This is a genomic window from Ruegeria sp. BC1, from assembly GCF_056539305.1.
In genome coordinates this window covers 315,853-334,429 of sequence record NZ_JBQFUT010000004.1, presented here as the reverse complement: position 1 = coordinate 334,429, position 18,577 = coordinate 315,853, and the positions used below count along the sequence as shown (strand labels likewise).

16 protein-coding genes are annotated in these 18,577 nt (G+C 58.1%); 10 read left to right on the top strand and 6 right to left on the bottom strand.

What is annotated here, in order from left to right; all coding sequences use genetic code 11:
• Positions 1-110: 110 nt before the first annotated feature.
• Both ACR0IY_RS11705 and ACR0IY_RS11700 read left to right on the top strand, forming a co-directional pair.
• Positions 111-2,366 carry an NADP-dependent malic enzyme gene (locus tag ACR0IY_RS11705; RefSeq protein WP_480673411.1) on the top strand — a complete coding sequence of 752 codons (2,256 nt, stop codon included), beginning with the start codon at positions 111-113 and terminating at the stop codon, positions 2,364-2,366.
• A gap of 3 nt (positions 2,367-2,369) precedes the next feature.
• Complete coding sequence (locus ACR0IY_RS11700) at positions 2,370-3,242, top strand: ribokinase (protein ID WP_480673409.1); 873 nt, start codon at positions 2,370-2,372, stop codon at positions 3,240-3,242.
• Here ACR0IY_RS11700 and msrA read toward each other — a convergent pair.
• The 4 genes from msrA to ACR0IY_RS11680 all read right to left on the bottom strand — a co-directional run bounded on the left by msrA (position 3,239) and on the right by ACR0IY_RS11680 (position 7,534).
• On the bottom strand, positions 3,239-3,841 hold the full coding sequence (msrA, locus tag ACR0IY_RS11695) for a peptide-methionine (S)-S-oxide reductase MsrA (protein WP_480673534.1): 603 nt from the start codon (positions 3,839-3,841) through the stop codon (positions 3,239-3,241). The genes ACR0IY_RS11700 and msrA overlap by 4 nt on opposite strands.
• Before the next feature lie 217 nt (positions 3,842-4,058).
• Complete coding sequence (locus ACR0IY_RS11690; protein ID WP_480673408.1) at positions 4,059-5,096, bottom strand: M48 family metallopeptidase; 1,038 nt, start codon at positions 5,094-5,096, stop codon at positions 4,059-4,061.
• An 8-nt stretch (positions 5,097-5,104) separates the two neighbouring features.
• On the bottom strand, positions 5,105-6,172 hold the full coding sequence (locus ACR0IY_RS11685; protein ID WP_480673406.1) for a YjgN family protein: 1,068 nt from the start codon (positions 6,170-6,172) through the stop codon (positions 5,105-5,107).
• Between the two features lie 138 nt (positions 6,173-6,310).
• Complete coding sequence (locus tag ACR0IY_RS11680) at positions 6,311-7,534, bottom strand: argininosuccinate synthase (RefSeq protein ID WP_480673404.1); 1,224 nt, start codon at positions 7,532-7,534, stop codon at positions 6,311-6,313.
• A 118-nt stretch (positions 7,535-7,652) separates the two neighbouring features.
• On the opposite strand from ACR0IY_RS11680, the gene ACR0IY_RS11675 reads away from it, so the two are divergent.
• A complete protein-coding gene (locus ACR0IY_RS11675; protein ID WP_480673402.1) occupies positions 7,653-8,426 on the top strand; it encodes a hypothetical protein in 774 nt (257 codons plus the stop codon).
• Positions 8,427-8,484: 58 nt separating this feature from the next.
• A complete protein-coding gene (gene ilvA / locus ACR0IY_RS11670) occupies positions 8,485-9,711 on the top strand; it encodes a threonine ammonia-lyase IlvA (RefSeq protein ID WP_480673400.1) in 1,227 nt (408 codons plus the stop codon).
• Here the strand turns inward: ilvA and ACR0IY_RS11665 are convergent.
• Positions 9,708-10,037 carry an Hpt domain-containing protein gene (locus ACR0IY_RS11665; RefSeq protein WP_480673398.1) on the bottom strand — a complete coding sequence of 110 codons (330 nt, stop codon included), beginning with the start codon at positions 10,035-10,037 and terminating at the stop codon, positions 9,708-9,710. The genes ilvA and ACR0IY_RS11665 overlap by 4 nt on opposite strands.
• Positions 10,038-10,193: 156 nt before the next feature.
• Between ACR0IY_RS11665 and ACR0IY_RS11660 the strand changes: the two genes are divergently transcribed.
• The gene (locus ACR0IY_RS11660) at positions 10,194-11,465 is read left to right on the top strand and encodes a PP2C family protein-serine/threonine phosphatase (protein ID WP_480673396.1); all 1,272 of its coding nucleotides are present in this window, start codon (positions 10,194-10,196) and stop codon (positions 11,463-11,465) included.
• On the opposite strand, the gene ACR0IY_RS11655 is transcribed toward ACR0IY_RS11660, so the two are convergent.
• The gene (locus ACR0IY_RS11655; protein WP_480673394.1) at positions 11,462-11,905 is read right to left on the bottom strand and encodes an NUDIX hydrolase; all 444 of its coding nucleotides are present in this window, start codon (positions 11,903-11,905) and stop codon (positions 11,462-11,464) included. The two genes, ACR0IY_RS11660 and ACR0IY_RS11655, sit on opposite strands and share 4 nt — an antisense overlap.
• A 76-nt stretch (positions 11,906-11,981) precedes the next feature.
• Between ACR0IY_RS11655 and hslO the strand changes: the two genes are divergently transcribed.
• From hslO to ACR0IY_RS11630, 5 genes are all read left to right on the top strand, one after another.
• Positions 11,982-12,959, top strand: coding sequence for an Hsp33 family molecular chaperone HslO (gene hslO / locus ACR0IY_RS11650; protein WP_480673392.1), 978 nt, complete (start codon positions 11,982-11,984; stop codon positions 12,957-12,959).
• A complete protein-coding gene (locus ACR0IY_RS11645) occupies positions 12,943-13,548 on the top strand; it encodes a CoA pyrophosphatase (RefSeq protein WP_480673390.1) in 606 nt (201 codons plus the stop codon). Before hslO ends, ACR0IY_RS11645 begins: the two co-directional genes overlap by 17 nt.
• Complete coding sequence (locus tag ACR0IY_RS11640) at positions 13,545-14,699, top strand: CCA tRNA nucleotidyltransferase (RefSeq protein WP_480673388.1); 1,155 nt, start codon at positions 13,545-13,547, stop codon at positions 14,697-14,699. The genes ACR0IY_RS11645 and ACR0IY_RS11640 overlap by 4 nt, the downstream gene beginning before the upstream one ends.
• 191 nt (positions 14,700-14,890) lie before the next feature.
• Positions 14,891-16,729, top strand: a complete 1,839-nt coding sequence (locus ACR0IY_RS11635; protein WP_480673386.1) for an ABC transporter ATP-binding protein — start codon at positions 14,891-14,893, stop codon at positions 16,727-16,729.
• On the top strand, positions 16,726-18,558 hold the full coding sequence (locus ACR0IY_RS11630; protein WP_480673384.1) for an ABC transporter ATP-binding protein: 1,833 nt from the start codon (positions 16,726-16,728) through the stop codon (positions 18,556-18,558). Before ACR0IY_RS11635 ends, ACR0IY_RS11630 begins: the two co-directional genes overlap by 4 nt.
• Positions 18,559-18,577: the final 19 nt, after the last annotated feature.

Below are 18,577 nucleotides of genomic sequence, written 5' to 3'. Positions count from 1 at the left end.
TTACAAATCCCGCATCTTCTGTAAAAGCCGAAAACTCATTCTCGTTGAGGCGGGCGTTCTCCTGCGTTATGAGGCGACAGCCCAACATATGTAAAGAAACGACATTTCTGATGCCTAAAGCGAAGATCACCAAAGAAGAGGCGCTCGCCTTTCACCTCGACCCGACCCCCGGCAAATGGGAGGTGCAGGCCACTGTGCCCATGACCACGCAGCGCGATCTGTCGCTGGCCTACAGTCCCGGCGTGGCAGTTCCCTGTGAAGCCATCGCTGAATCGCCCGAGACTGCTTATGACTATACCAATAAGGGCAATCTGGTTGCCGTGATTTCGAACGGGACCGCCGTTCTGGGGCTTGGCAATCTGGGCGCGCTGGGCTCGAAACCGGTGATGGAAGGCAAATCAGTCCTGTTCAAAAGGTTTGCGGATGTGAACTCGATCGATATCGAACTGGACACTGAAGACCCGGATGAATTCTGCCGCGCGGTGCGTCTGATGGGGCCGACCTTTGGCGGAATCAATCTGGAAGACATCAAGGCCCCCGAGTGCTTCATCATCGAACAGCGTCTGAAGGAAGAGATGGATATCCCGGTCTTCCACGATGACCAGCACGGAACTGCGGTGATCTGCGCGGCAGGTCTGCTGAACGCGCTGCATATTTCGGGTAAGAAAATTGAGGACGTGAAAATTGTCCTGAACGGAGCGGGTGCTGCGGGCATCGCCTGTATCGAGCTGCTCAAGGCGATGGGTGCCAAGCATGAAAACTGCATTGTCTGTGACACCAAGGGCGTGATTTATCAGGGCCGGACCGAGGGTATGAACCAGTGGAAATCGGCCCATGCCATCACCACGGAACTGCGTACACTGGAAGAGGCCATGAATGGCGCTGATGTGTTCCTGGGCGTGTCGGTCAAAGGTGCGGTGACGCAGGATATGGTCGCCAGCATGGCCGACAATCCGGTGATTTTCGCGATGGCCAACCCCGACCCTGAAATCACGCCGGAAGAGGCGCATGAGGTCCGCGTCGATGCCATTGTCGCAACGGGACGCAGCGATTACCCGAACCAGGTCAACAACGTGCTTGGGTTCCCCTATCTGTTCCGCGGCGCGCTGGACATTCACGCGCGAGCCATCAATGACGAGATGAAGATTGCCTGCGCCCACGCGTTGGCCCGACTGGCGCGTGAGGATGTGCCAGATGAGGTTGCGATGGCTTATGGCAAATCATTGACCTTTGGCCGTGACTACATCATCCCGACGCCGTTTGATCCGCGTCTGATCCATCGCATCCCGCCCGCTGTGGCCAAGGCCGGGATGGACACTGGCGCGGCCCGGCGCCCGATCATCGACATGGACGCCTATGAGCTGAGCCTGAAATCCCGCATGGACCCAACCGCGTCCATCCTGCGTGGCCTGAACGCGCGTGCGCGTCAGGCGCAAAGCCGTATGATCTTTGCCGAGGGTGACGATCCCCGCGTATTGCGTGCCGCGGTGTTATATCAGCGTTCAGGTTTTGGTAAGGCTCTCGTTGTCGGACGCCCCGATGATGTGAAAACCAAGCTGGAAGAGGCCGGTCTTGGTGATGCCGTTCGCGAGTTGGAAGTGGTCAATGCGGCCAACACCGCACATCTCGAGACTTACACCGATTTTCTGTATAACCGACTGCAACGTAAGGGTTTTGACCGCAAAGATATCTTCCGCCTTGCAGCGCGCGATCGGCATGTTTTCTCATCCCTGATGCTGGCACATGGGCATGGCGATGGTTTGGTGACCGGGGCCACGCGTAAATCGGCACATGTTCTCGACCGGATCAACCATGTGTTCGATGCCGACGCGGCGCATGGTGCGGCGGGTGTGACCGCGCTGTTGCACAAAGGTCGGATCGTTCTGATCGGTGATACGCTGGTTCACGAATGGCCGGATGAAAATGACCTTGCAAATATCGCTGAACGCTCCGCTGCTGTGGCCCGCCACATGGGTCTGGAACCGCGCGTTGCCTTCGTCAGCTTCTCGACCTTTGGCTATCCGGTGTCTGAACGGGCCGAAAAAATGCATCGCGCCCCAGCGGTTCTGGATAAACGCGGTGTCGATTTCGAATACGAAGGCGAGATGGCTGTGGATGTGGCTCTGAACGTGGATCAGCAAGCTGGCTATCCATTCCAGCGCCTGACCGGCCCCGCGAATATTCTGATTGTCCCGGCACGTCACTCGGCCTCGATTTCGACCAAGCTGATGCAAGAAATGGGCGGGGCTACCGTGATCGGCCCGATCCTGTCTGGCGTCGACAAGCCGATTCAGATCTGCTCGACCGTGTCTACGGCCAATGACATTCTGAACATGGCCATCCTGGCCTCCTGCGATATCGGGTAAGCGATGACGATCTGGAACCTCGGCTCGATCAACGCGGACATGATTTATGATGTGCCGCACCTGCCCGGACCAGGAGAGACCCTCTCCGCCAACCGTCTTGACAGGTATCTGGGCGGCAAAGGGGCGAATATGTCTGTTGCTGCCGCGCGGGCCGGGGCACGGGTTGCGCATATTGGTGCGGTTGGCCCGGATGGGCGCTGGGCGCGGGATCGTCTGACGGAATACGGTGTGGACACGCGCCATATTGCCGAGGTTGAGGTTCCAACCGGCCACGCGATCATTGCGGTGGATTCCGAAGGGGAAAACAATATTATCCTGTTTCCCGGCTCGAACCACGCGATTTCACAGGATCAGCTGGGGCAGGCGTTGTCCTCGGCGTCGCGGGGCGATCTGTTGGTGATGCAGAACGAAACCAACCTACAGGTCGAAGCCGCAAAGATGGGTCGCGATTTGGGTTTGACGGTCTGCTACGCCGCTGCCCCGTTTCAGGCGCAAGCGGTTCAGGCGGTGCTGCCCTATTTGGATTTTCTGATCCTGAATGAAATCGAGGCCGAGCAATTGCGGCAGGCCACCGGGCAGGAGGTCTCGGATCTGGAAGTTCAGCATGTGATCGTCACCCTAGGTTCAAAGGGCGCGCGTTATCATCAGCGTGGCAGGGACGTTTCCGAGTTCGCGGCGCACAAGGTTCAGGCCGTGGATACCACCGGGGCAGGCGACACTTTTACCGGTTATGTGCTGGCCGGGATGGATCGCGGGATGCCTCTGGCGCAGGCGATTTCACAGGCAAACCGTGCCGCAGCCCTGATGGTCATGCGGCACGGAACGGCTGATGTTATTCCTGACCTGAAAGAAGTGCGCGAGGCGCAGTTCGATTAAGATCCGGCAAACGGCGCTTCGCTTCCCCACAGCTGTTTGACGCGCGCATCGCGGCCACAGGCTTTGCGATAAGCTTTGTACGCGTTCTTCTGGCGTTTGGGCCCAAATCGGGTCAGGACCAGCTTTTCGCCCTTGTAGTAATCCTGATGATACGCCTCGGCTGGATAAAACGTCCCGGCTTGCAGGATCGGCGTCACAACAGTTTTCCCCAGCGCGTTTTGCGCGCCGGTCTTAGCTTGCTGTGCCAACGCTTTTTCCCCTGCATTAGAGACGAAAATGGCGGTACGATAGCTTTCACCCCGATCACAGAATTGGCCACCCGCATCCGTTGGGTCGACCGAGCGGAAGAACATGTTCAGTAAGATTTCACGAGAAACACGGGACGGATCAAAGGTGATCTGTACCGCTTCGTAATGCCCGGTTCCGCCGTTGGAGACCTGTTTATAGGTTGGGTTGATCGACTTGCCACCGGTATATCCTGACACGGCCCCGATCACGCCGGGGACGGATTCGAAATCGGATTCGACACACCAGAAACAGCCACCTGCTACGGTCAGTGTTTCGGCCCCGGCGGCAGGTGCCGGTAGGGCGCGAAACATTGCAACCAGCACAATCAGAACAAACAGAAACGTAGGTTTGACTGTGTCAAAATAAGCAATACGGGTCATGGTGCGTCTCCTTTCCGGTTCAGGCTGCCCTGACTTAATCGGTGCCGCAATCCGCTGACATGATATGTCACGCGGTGGTGAGACGAGTTTATCGTCGCCACAGCCTGATGTCATGGATGATAGCGTGCTCGTCGGACGCTCGCGGAGGCTAGTGGCTCTCGGACTTAGAACTCAGGTTGTCCTGCCGGTCTTCAAAACGGGGGTGGGTGCTTAGCCAGTCACTGCCTTGATCGCCGTATTTCTGTTCGAGCATTGCAAAGAATTCCGACAGACCATTTGGGTCAAACCCGGCCCGTTCCGCCAGATCAACGCCGAACCGATCCGCCGACAGTTCATGCTGGCGGGAATAGGACAGTGACAAAACCAGGTTTCCTTCTAGCAGCACCTGTTCTAGTACCGGTCCGGTATCGCCCGCCATCATACCAATCAGGAGATAAGCCCCGAGCGATCGGTAAATCTGCCTCAGCCCGTGCTGTTCGGCCACATGCCCAATCTCGTGCCCGATCACTCCGGCAAGCGCATCGGTTGAGACCAATCGCACCAAGTCATCCGAGACCACTATGGTTCCATTAGGCAAGGCAAAGGCATTGGGTCCCATGCCGGGCAGATCGCGAAACAACAGCGTATAGTCGTGATCCTCTGCCGCCGGGCCCAATGCAGCCAGAACCCGGCCGAAGTTGTTCTGGACTTCAGCCTTTTCCGAGTCGCTCAGCGCGCTGGGCTTGGTCATAATCTGATCGAGGGCCTGCATCACCCCGGTATCAATCGCGGCGACCAGTGGCGGCGGTGTCATCCACACGGCCAACGCCACCAACAGGGACAGCCCATATTTCCAAATCCCCCATACCGCAACAAGACAGGTCAGCGTGATGAGGATCAGCCGGGGGTGAAACTTTTCAGCGTGATGCAGCCGTGATCCGCTGCTGTCTGCGATCAGATGCTCCAGCGCCGCGTGCTGGCCTGTCAGAAACAGGGTACCATCAGGGAAATTCACCCGGCGTTCAGTCGATCCGACGCGGGGGTCTACCGACAGCTCATCCGGGGAACAGCGGGTCAGAATCTGACCATGCTCATCAATCAACCAGACGGTGTTGGTGCCGACCGCCAACCGCACCGCAACCTCGCGCGAACTGAGAGGTGGATAAGCGCGCCCGTGAACAGGCGCGCCGATGTTATCCTCAGACATGTCCAAAATCAGACCGCGATACCGATATCAAACCCTTCGATATCCCCGTAAGCGTCGCCAATGGCGCTGACATTTTCACTGACGGTGCCGACGAAATCATCCAGCGGACCATTGGGGATGAAGGTTGTGTGATTGGCCAGATACCGAACCCGGCGCACATGCGTCCACGGCAGCGCCAGGCCCAGGGTCACCACGATCACCACAAGGTTGGACAGCACGATCCACAGATAATGCAGCGCCGAGATGTCGGAATGAAAGCGATGCCCGCTGCCCATGGCCGTGTGATTGTAGACCGCGTTGCGCACGATGGCGTGGTAGATGATCGACCCCGGAACCAGCACCACCATATAGGCCGCAACCATGAAAAGGATCGTGAACATCTCGGACAAGTGATCAATTCCCGATTCAACGTTGTCCAACACGCTCAACACCGGCACGCCGCTGCCAAGAATCATGAAGATGACAACTGCTGCGGCGACCCCCCAAGCGATCGCCGCAAAAAAGGCTTTGTAGAACGGGCCGATCGGGCTGTTGAAGAAGATCGGCGTTGTTCCAAAGGTGTGGCCATTCACGTGAAACCGCTGGATTGCGCGGGTGACAAATGGCCAAGTGGTGTAAAATGTCATCGCCGCAAGTAGTGGGTAGGCATAGTAATTCGCGACCGCTGCACCTGTTCTGCCATGAAAGACAAACCGCACGTTCGACCAGCTGGACATGCGGGCGTTGAACCGCAAGGACCGGACCAGAAGGTAGGGAATCAATACTAGCAGACCCAACAGCATGACCAGATTGACCAGAGGGATCGATCCAAGGATCGAATAAACCACGATCCCGGCTATCACGATCAGCCGCCCAATCAGGATCTGCTTACCTGTGGCGTGGTAGTCGAAACTGCGCCCGGCGACATAGGTGTTCTGATAGAAATACTTCTTGGTCCGCACCTTGGCCCACGCGCTGTAGATGCCCAGGGTCACGATGGACAACAGCAGGTTGACGATCCAAATGCCGAAATATTCGCTTGCTGACCCCCGAAACTCGAATTTTACCGGGGTGCCAGGTGAGGGGGCTGCCTGCATGAATGCCTCAATAAGCTTGAATGAAAAACGGGCCGGCCCCTTGGGGACCGACCCGTCTTCTGTGCTCAATCAAAGCGGCATTTCTACGGCATAGTTGCGACGTAAGCGGCCGTTTCAACCTTTTCGTGCAAACATCCGTTACTTCAGGCGTTTGTCCCGCGCCGCCAGCAGTTTCAGGCGCAGCGCGTTCAGTTGGATGAAACCTGCCGCGTCCGTCTGGTCGTAGGCACCAGCGTCTTCTTCAAAGGTCACATGCGCCTCGGAGTAAAGCGAATGATCCGACCAGCGACCCACCGTCGAGGCCAGCCCTTTGTAGAGCTTCACGCGGACGGTGCCGGTGACATGTTCCTGGGACTTGTCGATGGCGGCTTGCAACATTTCCCGCTCGGGGGAGTACCAGAACCCGTTATAAATCAGCTCGGCATATTGCGGCATCAGCTGGTCTTTCAGGTGCATCGCGCCCCGGTCCATGGTGATGGATTCGATACCACGATGCGCTTCCAGCAGGATGGTGCCGCCAGGTGTCTCGTAGATGCCGCGCGATTTCATGCCAACAAACCGGCCTTCGACCAGGTCCAGACGGCCAATGCCATGCTTGCCGCCATATTCGTTCAGCTTGGTCAGGATGGTCGCGGGGCTCATCGCCTCGCCATTTATGCTGACCGCGTCACCTTTTTCAAAGCCGATTTCGATAAACTCGGGTTCGTTTGGCGCGTCCTCGGGGTGGACGGTGCGCTGGTAGACGTAATCGGGCGCCATATCGGCGGGGTCTTCCAGAACCTTGCCCTCGGACGAGGTGTGCAGCAGGTTGGCATCGACCGAGAAGGGGGCCTCGCCGCGCTTGTCCTTGGCAATCGGGATCTGGTTCGCCTCTGCAAATTCCAGCAGCTTGGTGCGGCTGGTCAAGTCCCATTCGCGCCAAGGAGCAATCACCTTGATGTCGGGGTTTAGCGCATAGGCGGCCAGTTCAAAGCGGACCTGATCGTTGCCCTTGCCGGTCGCGCCGTGGGCGACGGCATCGGCACCGGTGGCTTCGGCAATCTCGACCAGACGTTTCGAGATTAGCGGGCGCGCGATCGAGGTGCCCAGCAGATACAGCCCCTCATACTGCGCATTGGCGCGGAACATCGGGAAAACGAAGTCGCGGACGAATTCCTCGCGGATGTCTTCGATATAGATGTTCTCGGGCTTGATCCCCAGCAGCTCGGCCTTCTTGCGGGCGGGCTCCAACTCCTCGCCCTGACCCAGATCGGCGGTGAAGGTGACAACCTCACACCCATACTCGGTCTGCAGCCATTTCAGGATGATCGAGGTATCAAGGCCACCGGAATAGGCCAGAACAACTTTCTTGGGCGCGGACATCTGACTTCCCCTTATGCGTAAGACGCTTGGCCCCTAGCGGGTTTTGAAACCGGGGGCAAGTTATCTGCGTTGACGAGGCGCGGGAATTGGGGTGAAACGAGGGAATAGAGAACAAGGATTGGTTGAGAAGGCAGGTTTCAGGATGTTGGGTTGGCAGATTTTTGTGCATTCGGTGCGGATGGTTTTGCGGAACGCCACTACAGCGTTGAGAATCTTCATTCTGCCAGTTTTGGGGTCAATGTGCCTCGCTCTCTTTTTTGGAGTACTTGATGGATCACCTGCAGGTGAAGGGAATGATCAGATTGGCGCAGGCACCGGCGCGTTTATAGTGCGAGGGTTGCTGTGGGTCGTTGGTACCGTGGTGTTCATGGCCTGGGGGGTTGTTTCGTGGCACCGGTTCATTCTGCTCGAAGAGTACCCAGCGGGTATCGTTCCAAAATTCAACACACACAGTATTGGATCGTATATCTGGCGCTCGGTAATACTCGGATTTCTGATTGCAGTGATTGTGGTGCCGTTGGCTGTAATCGTCGGCCTAATCACGATTGGGTTTTTCTTTGGAGACTTTCTGGTGAGCGCTTTCCTTTCGCTTCTGATCGGATTTTTGACCTTTAGATTAGCCCTCGTACTGCCGGCCGCCGCGCTGGAGAAGCCTATAACTTTGATTGAGGCTTGGTTTGTAACAGGTAAATTTACAAATGCGGTTCTGATCTTGGCTTTGTGCCAGCTGGCTTTCGAAACTGCTACAGGCATGATTTCTACGTTTATACCGGAAGGGCACGGGCTTTACTCGATCTTGGAGATTATCAGTTTCTTCGTTGTCGCGCTGATCAACGTCAGCATCCTGACCACTATGTACGGCGTGTTTATCGAAAAACGCGAACTCATCTGACCCGCGTACACATATGTATTCCTTGCCCTTTCACTCAGTATAAGCCACTGACACCGGCATGACTGATTTCATGACCCGCGCCCGCGCTGCCGAACAGGCGATGCGCTCTGTGTTTCCGGCGACGCCGTTGCAGCGGAACGCCCATTTGTCTGATCGCTACGGGGCCGATATCTGGCTCAAGCGCGAAGACCTCAGCCCGGTGCGGTCCTACAAGATCCGCGGTGCGTTCAACGCCATGCGCAAGCAGCAGGGGCAGAACCTGTTCGTCTGTGCCAGCGCGGGCAATCATGCGCAGGGCGTTGCCTATATGTGCAAGCATCTGGGCGTAAACGGCGTGATCTTCATGCCCGTCACCACGCCGCAGCAGAAAATCCAGAAGACGCGCATCTTTGGTGGCGACAATGTCGAGATTCACCTGACCGGCGACTATTTTGACGACACGCTGGCCGCCGCGCAGGCGTGGTGTGCCGAACGGGGCGGGCATTTTCTGTCGCCGTTTGATGATGAGGATGTCATCGAAGGTCAGGCCTCTTTGGCGGTTGAGATTGAGGCACAGCTGGGCGGTTTGCCTGATCACGTGATCCTGCCGGTAGGCGGGGGCGGTATGTCTTCGGGCGTGGCTACATGGTTTGGGGATCGCGCCCATTGCCTGTTTGTCGAGCCCAGAGGCGGGGCGTGTCTTCATGCGGCAATGGCGGCTGGGCATCCGGTGGCGCTGGAACACATCGACAATTTTGTCGATGGCGCAGCGGTTGGGAAAATTGGCGCGAAACCGTTTGAGTTGCTGAAAAACCGCCACCTGTCCGATGTATTGGTGCTGTCCGAAGACCGCATCTGCACCACTATGATCGAAATGCTGAATGTTGAAGGCATCGTACTGGAACCTGCCGGCGCGCTGGCAATAGAGGCGCTGAGTGATATCCAGAGCTTTATCCGGGGCAAGCGAGTAGTCTGCGTCACCTCGGGCGGGAACTTCGATTTCGAGCGGTTGCCCGAGGTCAAGGAACGGGCGCAGCGTTATTCTGGCGTCAAGAAATACTTCATCCTGCGCCTGCCACAGCGCCCCGGTGCGCTGAAGGAGTTTCTGGGAATTTTAGGCCCCGAAGACGATATCGCCCGTTTCGAATATATGAAGAAATCGGCGCGCAATTTCGGCTCGGTCCTGATTGGCATCGAAACCCGCAAGCCTGAAAACTTTGCGCGCCTTTTTGCGCATCTGGATGAGGCCGGTTTCACCTATACCGACATCACCGAAGACGAAACGCTGGCGCAGTTTGTGATCTAAGCCAGGTTTGCGTCCTTATCTGCCAAGAACATTGTCTTGGAGGCGTCATAGACATTCAGAATAGCGGACAGGTTGACGTCATGTGCTTTGTCCGCGGCGGCTATGCGTTCTCCGTCCTGACAGAGTTTCGAAAACTGGTCAAAGCCAAGACTCAACGCGCTGCCTTTGAGGAAATGCATGTTCCTCTCGAATTCAACGCGGTTGATGTCCTTGTGTACCCTTTCGATGGTTTCCTGCACCTCGTCCAGAAAAATCTGTACCACTTCGTCGAACTCGCTGGCGCCAACCTCGTCCCTCAGTTGTCTGACCCTGGACCAGTCGATCATGTTCGGCCTCTCCACATATTTTGCGACCTGACCGGGATACCGGGGGTTCAGTAAAGACCGGGTTAAACAATGTGCAAAAGACGACTTCACCAGATGTTAAACCGCAGCGCGCTAGGGTCGCCCTGTTCCAAGTAGGTCGCAGTGCAGAGGGTTCAGGTGGCAGAGGGCAGTCAGGCAGAGGCCAGGGCAGAGTTGGATTTTGGCGCAATCCAAAAGGTGCTGATTGTCGATGACAGTCGCCTGCAACGGCGGATTCTGGTCGCCTCGCTGAAAAAGTGGGGGTTCGAGGTGTTTGAGGCTGACAATGGCGACGCGGCCATCGAAATATGTGCCGCCGATCCGCCGGATCTGATCCTCAGCGACTGGGTCATGCCGGGGATGAGCGGGCTGGAATTCTGCCGTTCCTTCCGGGCGCTGGACAGTGATCAATACAGCTATTTCATCCTGCTGACCTCAAAAAGCGAAAAGCAGGAGGTGGCGCGCGGGCTGGACGCGGGGGCGGACGATTTCCTGATCAAACCGCTTGAGGCGGATGAGTTGCGCGCACGTATCTCGGCAGGGGCGCGGATTCTGGATATGCAGCGCGAGTTGTCGGAAAAAAACCGAATAATCGAATCCGCGCTCAAGGAATTGCGCGTGGCCCATGACGCCATCGACAAGGATTTGATGCAGGCCCGGAAAATTCAGGAATCTCTGGTCCCCGAACTGACGCGGGAATTCGGGAAATCGCGCGTCAGCCTGTTGTTGAAACCCTGCGGTCACATCGGCGGCGATCTGGTGGGCATGTTCTCACCCGGGGTCAACCGGCTTGGGTTCTACAGCATTGATGTGTCAGGTCACGGCATTACCTCGGCGATGATGACGGCGCGGCTTGGCGGCTATCTGTCCAGCAACCACTTTGAGCAGAACGTCGCGATGGAGAAGCGCTTTGACAAGTTCTACGCGCTGCTGCCGCCCGAGCAGGTGGCAGAAATGCTCAATTACCGCCTGATGGCAGACGCCGGGGTCGAGGAATACTTTACTATGGTCTACGCCATTGTCGATCTGCGAAACGGGCATTTGAAGATGGTCCAGGCCGGACATCCGCATCCGCTAGTGATGCGTCAGGACGGCAGCACCGAATTTCTGGGCGAGGGCGGGTTGCCCATCGGCTTGCTGTCCGATGTTACCTTTCAACGGATCGAGACCTACCTGCAGCCGGGTGACAAGCTGCTGCTTTACTCTGACGGTTTCACGGAATCTTCCCTGGCCGATGGTGGGTTGCTGGAGGAAGAGGGGTTGCGCCAGATGGCAATGGACTGCGCGCCCGGTCGCAGTGGGACCGAATTTCTCGACGATTTGTTTTGGCGCCTGACCCAGACCATATCGCCGGGACGCGGTATGGATGATGACGTATCTGCCGTGTTCTTTGAATATGGCGGCAACTAGAGCCGAAGCAGATGTTGGGAGGCAAAGTGACGATCCCCGTCATTGCCCAGCATCTGAACTGCATCGGCGGTGTCCATCCAAAGTGCCTCATGAAAGGGCTCAGAGGGTGGCCCCATCTGACGCACGGGCCGGGCGCGGTAGATCAGGCAGACCTTCTCGGCCCACAAGTCATATTCGGGCATATAGGTAAAACGCCGAAACGCACCGACCCGGCGCGGCGAGGCAACCAGCCAGCCGGTTTCCTCGAACACTTCGCGGTGCAGGGCGGTAACAGGTGATTCGCCGGGATCGATGCCTCCACCGGGTAGTTGCAGGTCGGGGCCGGGCTCGGTCTGGCAGGTCAGCAACAGGTGCCTGCCGCGGGGCAATAATGCGTAAACACCCACACGCCGCGTGTATTTCCGACCCGCTTGTGGGGTTTCACCGAACCGTCTGATCATGTATGGCCCCTTACAACCCAAATTGTTCGACCTATATGCTGGCGGTATGCCAACCTGTGGCGTGTAAGGAAACCCCATGTCTCTTGGAACGAAAATCGCGTGGGACGACACCGTCCTGCCCTTTCAACTCGATGTATCGGATATGCGAGGCCGTGTGGCCCGCCTGGACGGTGTGCTGGACGGCATCCTGAAGCAGCACGACTACCCTGAAAAAGTCGAAGCCCTTGTCGCCGAAATGGCCCTGCTGACTGCGTTGATTGGCCAGACCGTTAATCTGCGTTGGAAATTGTCATTGCAGGTGCAGTCCAAAGGCCCGGTGCGAATGATTGCGACGGACTACTACGCGCCCAAGGTCGAGGGTGAACCTGCCCGTATCCGAGCCTATGCCAGTTTCGACCGTGATCGCCTGACCGATGGCGCGCCGTTCGATCAGGTGGGTGAGGGCTATTTTGCCATCATGATCGACCAGGGCGAAGGCACCCAGCCCTATCAGGGGATTACTCCGTTGGCCGGAGGCTCGATCAGCGCCTGCGCCGAGGCGTATTTTGCGCAATCCGAACAGCTGCCAACGCGGTTTTCGCTGAGTTTTGGCAAATCGACCGAGCCGGGTGTTGGGGAACACTGGCGCGCGGGCGGGATCATGTTGCAGCACATGCCCAAGGCCTCGCCCTTTGTGGCCTCGGGCGACGGGGGCGGAGAGATTCTGACCGCCGAAGACCTGGTCGATGGCGAAGAGGGTGAAAACTGGGGCCGCGTCAACATCCTGTTGGACACGGTCGAAGATCTGGAACTTATCGGCCCTTCGATTGCACCGACCGATCTGTTGGTTCGCCTGTTTCATGAAGAACAGCCACGGGTTTATGACGCGCAATCCGTCCAGTTCGGATGCACCTGTTCCGAGGATCGCGTACGTCAAAGCCTGTCGATATACTCGGCCAAGGACATCGAAAAGATGACCACGTCCGAAGGCGACGTGACAGCCGACTGTCAGTTCTGCGGCGCCCATTACGTGCTGGACCCCAGCACTGTTGGCTTCGATGCTGACGGCGCCTGATCCAACAGACCAGCTGCGGGCGGCCCTGCGCCGCCCCGGCCATGGGTCAAGCGACTTTGACCTCAACCCCGACGTTGTTCTGCCCGAAGGGCGCAAGCTGCGCCCCGCAGGTGTTCTGGTTCCAATCACGCTGGCGAGTGATACGCCGCGGCTGATCCTGACCAAACGGTCCTCGGCGCTGAAACACCACCCCGGCCAGATCGCGTTTCCCGGCGGCAAGCAGGATGAAGGTGACGCCGATGTCACCGCCGCCGCCCTGCGTGAAGCGCAGGAAGAAATCGGCCTGCCGCCGGACCTGCCTGAGGTTCTTGGCCACCTGCCGGCGCATGAAACGGTAACGTCGTTTTCGGTTACGCCGGTTCTGGCGATCCTTCGCGATCCGTTCCTGGCGATCCCTGAACCTGGGGAAGTGGACGAGGTGTTCTCGGTTCCGCTTGCACATGTGCTCAACCCTGCGAATTATATCGTTGAATCACGCCGCTGGCGTGGTCAGAAGCGGTACTATTTTACGGTGCCGTTCGGCCCCTACTACATTTGGGGGGCGACGGCCCGGATGTTGCGGGGGTTGGCAGCACGGGTGAGTGAATGATGAAAATCACGGAAGGCTGGGTTTCGGACCCGGCGACGCAAAAGGTCTGCGCGGCCCTGACCGAGGCCGGGGCGCAGGCCCTGTTCGTGGGTGGATGTGTGCGTAATGCACTGCTTGGTGCGCCTGTCTCGGATATTGATATTGCTACTGATGCGCGCCCGGATCGGGTGATAGAACTGGCGCAGGCGGCGGGGCTCAAAGCCATTCCCACCGGAATTGATCACGGCACGATCACCGTGGTCAGCGGCGGTGCCCCACACGAGATCACCACCTTTCGCCGCGATGTGGAAACCGATGGTCGCCGTGCGGTGGTGGCGTTTGCGGACAAAGTTGAAGAAGACGCAGCCCGCCGCGATTTCACCATGAACGCGATCTATGCGCGCCCCGATGGCACCATCTTGGACCCATTGAACGGCTTGCCTGATCTGCAGGCCCGCCGCGTTCGATTCATCGGCACCGCCGAAAACCGCATTCGCGAAGATTACCTGCGCTCATTGCGCTATTTCCGCTTTCACGCCTGGTATGGCGATGCCGAGGCCGGGTTTGACCCGGACGCGTTGGCAGCAATTACCGCCAATCTCGACGGGTTGGCCGGGCTCTCTCGTGAACGGGTGGGGGCAGAGCTGCTGAAGCTGCTGGGCGCACCCGATCCTGGGCCATCCGTTGCCACGATGCGCCAGACAGGGGTGCTGGCACAGCTGTTGCCGGGGGCGGAAGATCGGTCGCTTGCGCCGCTGATCGCGTTGGAGCACGAGGCTGGAGTCACATCCGAGCCGATCCGGCGACTGGCGGCGATTGCGACACCCGAGATTGCCAAGACTCTGCGCCTCAGCAAGGCACAGCTGCAAAGACTGACCCGCATGCGGGATGAGGCGTCGGGTACCGCAAGTGTCGCCGAGCTGGGCTTTCGCTATGGAGAAGACGGCGGCCTGCACGAAACCCTTCTGCGTTGCGCCTTTCTCGAGCAACCGTGGAGCGAGGAATTGCGTCAGGCTCTGCGCGCAGGCGCAGCTGCGGATTTTCCGATCAAGGCCGCCGACTTGATCCCAGAATACACCGGCCCGGCGCTGGGCAAGAAGCTGGCCGAGCTTGAGGCGCGCTGGATCGCATCCGGTTTCACGTTGAGCCGCGAAGAACTTCTGCGCCAGTAAAGCGAAGTCTCAAAAGGGGATGACAAAGCAAATACTTTGTGGTTACGTGCCCCTGTCACAAATCTGGAGGGATGCGAATGTATTACGGGATCTGGTTCGGCTAAAGCCGGAACGCTTTGACCCGTTGGGGTGGTGTTCTGGCGCCATCTTTCTTCGCATGACTAATTCTTTGCTCAACCGGAGCACTCTCCATGTTTCGTTTTTTCGAAAACCTCGTTGACCCTTTTGTTGCCTATCGTGAATCCGACACACCGCCGACACGGCTGTGGCCCTTCATGCTGGATTACTCCCGGCCGTTTTACAGGGTTTTTGTCTGGGCCGCCCTGCTGTCTGTCATCGTCGCGGCGGTCGAGGTCGGCCTGATCTATTATATGGGTCGAGTTGTGGACCTGTTGGGCGGAACGCCCGCCGAGGTTTGGCAAGCCCACGGCACCGAATTGATTTTGGTGGCCTTATTTATCCTGTTCATTCGGCCAATCCTGCAGCTTGTCGATGTGCTGATTCTGAACAACACGATCCTGCCAAACTTTGGCACCCTGATCCGCTGGCGTGCGCACAAGCACGTATTGCGGCAATCCGTTGGCTGGTTCGAGAATGACTTCGCCGGCCGCATCGCCAACCGGATCATGCAAACCCCGCCCGCCGCGGGTGAGGCCGTGTTTCAGGTCTTTGACGCGATATCCTTTTCGCTGGCCTATCTGATCGGGGCGGGTGTTCTGTTGATGGCAGCCGATCCGCGCCTGCTGCTGCCGCTGCTGATCTGGTTTGCGCTTTATGCCCTATTGGTACGCTGGACCGTGGCGCGGGTTGGCCCGGCCTCTCAGGCGGCCTCGGATGCGCGTTCGGCGGTGACCGGCCGGGTGGTGGACAGCTATACCAACATCCATTCGGTCAAGATGTTCGCTCATGACGCGCAAGAGCTGGATTATGCCCGCGAAGCCATCGAGGAAACCCGACGGACTTTCCAGATCGAGATGCGGATATTCACCATCATGGATTCGGTTCTGGTGGCACTGAATGGCCTGCTGATCGTTGGTGTGGTGGGGTGGGCCATTGCACTGTGGGCGCAGGGCAGCGCCTCGGTCGGTGTGGTGGCGGCAGCCACCGCCTTGACCCTGCGTTTGAACGCGATGACTGGTTGGATCATGTGGGCCCTAACCAGCTTTTTCCGCGAGCTTGGCGTTGTCGCCGAAGGGATGCAGACCATTGCCCAGCCGATTGACCTGCTGGACGCGCCGGGTGCCACGCCGTTGCGCCTGACCAGTGGCCAGATCGATATTCGGGATCTGTCACACCATTACGGGCGTAAGGCCGGCGGGCTGGATCACATCAACCTGACCATCCAGCCAGGCGAAAAGATTGGTCTGATCGGACGGTCCGGGGCCGGGAAATCGACTCTGGTTAAGCTGCTTTTGCGGTTTTATGACGTTGAGCAGGGGGCGATCCTGATTGACGGGCAGAACATCGCAAATGTCTCGCAGGACAGTCTGCGCAGCCATATCGGTATGGTGCAGCAGGACAGCGCATTGCTGCACCGCTCGGTTCGTGACAACATCCTATATGGCCGACCCGACGCCTCCGAGGCGCAGATGATCGCCGCCGCCAAACAGGCCGAAGCGCATGAGTTTATCCTCGATCTGCAGGATCCACAGGGACGCACCGGGTATGATGCGCATGTGGGCGAACGTGGCGTGAAGCTGTCGGGTGGTCAGCGGCAGCGGGTGACGCTGGCGCGGGTGATCCTGAAGGATGCGCCAATTCTGTTGTTGGATGAGGCGACTTCCGCCCTAGATTCCGAGGTCGAAGCGTCAATTCAGGAAACCCTTTACGGCATGATGCAAGGTAAAACCGTGATCGCCATTGCCCACCGGCTGAGCACCATTGCCCAGATGGATCGCATTCTGGTGATGGATGGCGGTCGTATCGTCGAACAGGGCGGACATTCGGACCTGTTGACGCAAGGCGGGCTTTACGCCCAGTTCTGGGCACGGCAATCTGGAGGCTTCCTGAACCCGGAGGCCGCCGAATGAGGATTGCCAACCTCATAGATCCGTTCAAAAACATCGAAACGCCCCCGCCGCAAACTCTGGGGGCGTTCATTCGCTGGTGCCTGTCAGGCGCGTGGCCGATGATTTTCCTAGCGGCGTCCTTCTCGGCCCTGGCAGGTGCGATGGAGGCGGGAACTGCCTGGATGCTCGGTCTTGTCATCGACCTGGCGACCGAAAGCGGGCCTCAGAACTTCCTGAGTGGCGGAAATCTGTGGATGATCTTGGGCGTTGCGGCGTTTTTCATGCTTTTGCGCCCGGCTTTGTTTGGATTGTCGTCACTGTCCAACAATTATGTCGTCATGCCCAACATCCCGCCGCTGGTTTTGGCCAAGCTGAACCGTTGGACGCTGGGCCAGTCAGTGACTTATTTCGATGATGACTTCGCAGGTCGGATTGCCCAGAAGCAGATGCAGACCTCGAATGCACTGGCTTCGGTCGTGTCCGAAACGATCAGCGCCATAGTGTTTGCTTTGGCCTCGCTTGTGGGCTCGTTGCTTTTGTTAGGGTCTATTCATCCGCTGGTCATGTTGCCCTTTGCCGCCTGGCTGGTGGTGTATTTTCTTCTGATCCGTTGGTATCTGCCGCGTATCCGCAAACGCTCGGCCGCAAGGGCCGGGGCGCGGGCGATGGTGTCAGGACAGGTGGTCGATACGATCACCAATATCAAAACTGTCAAATTGTTTGCGCACTCCGACTTCGAGGATCAGGCCGCGCGAAATTCGATGGTCGATTTGCGTGAAAAGATGCTGGCCTTCGGTAAGCTGTCGGCCAGTTTCCGGTTCATTCTCATGGTGCTTGCCGGGGTTCTTCCGGTTCTACTGTTGGGTGCGACGCTGCTATTGTGGCAGGCGGGGACCGCGACGACTGGTGACATTGTGGCCGCAGGTGCCGTCTCAATCCGTATTGCGCAGATGACCGGCTGGGTCAGCTTCACCCTGATGGGGCTGTATGCGAATGTCGGTGAGGTTGAGAATGGTATGAAAACGCTGGCCAAACGGGACCGGGTCGAGGATGAGATCGGCGCAGTCAACCTGTCCGTAACAGAAGGGCAGATAGACTTCGACCATGTCAGCTTTGCCTATGGCCGCGATATTGGCGGTGTGTCCGATGTCAGCATGACTGTGCATCCCGGTGAAAAGCTGGGCATTGTCGGTGCTTCGGGCGCGGGGAAATCTACCTTGGTTTCTCTTTTACTCAGGCTCTATGACGGAGAAAAAGGCGCAATTCGCATTGATGGGCAGGACGTGTCGCAGGTGACGCAGGACAGTCTGCGGGGCCAGATCGGTATGGTCACGCAGGAAACCGCGATGTTCAACCGATCAGCGCGTGAGAACATTTTGTACGGTTGCCCTGACGCTTCGGAAGACGCCATGATCACAGCCGCGAAAAAGGCCGAGGCGCATGAGTTTGTCCTCAGCCTGCAAGACGCCCATGGCCGCACGGGCTATGACGCGCATTTGGGTGAACGGGGCGTGAAACTCAGCGGTGGCCAACGACAGCGGATAGCCCTCGCCCGCGCCATCCTCAAGGATGCGCCTATTCTGGTGTTGGATGAGGCGACCTCGGCACTGGATTCCGAGGTCGAAGCCTCGATCCAGGCAGCGCTGCACCGGGTGATGCAAGGCAAGACCGTGCTGGCGATTGCCCATCGCCTGTCGACGCTCAGCGAAATGGACCGGATCATCGTTCTTGATCAGGGCCGCATTGTCGAATCCGGTACCCATGACGCGCTGTTAGAGCAAGGCGGACTATACGCCCGGTTCTGGCATCGCCAATCGGGCGGGTTCATTCAGGCCGAAGCCGCGGAATAAGGGTTTTGTTACGGGCCAA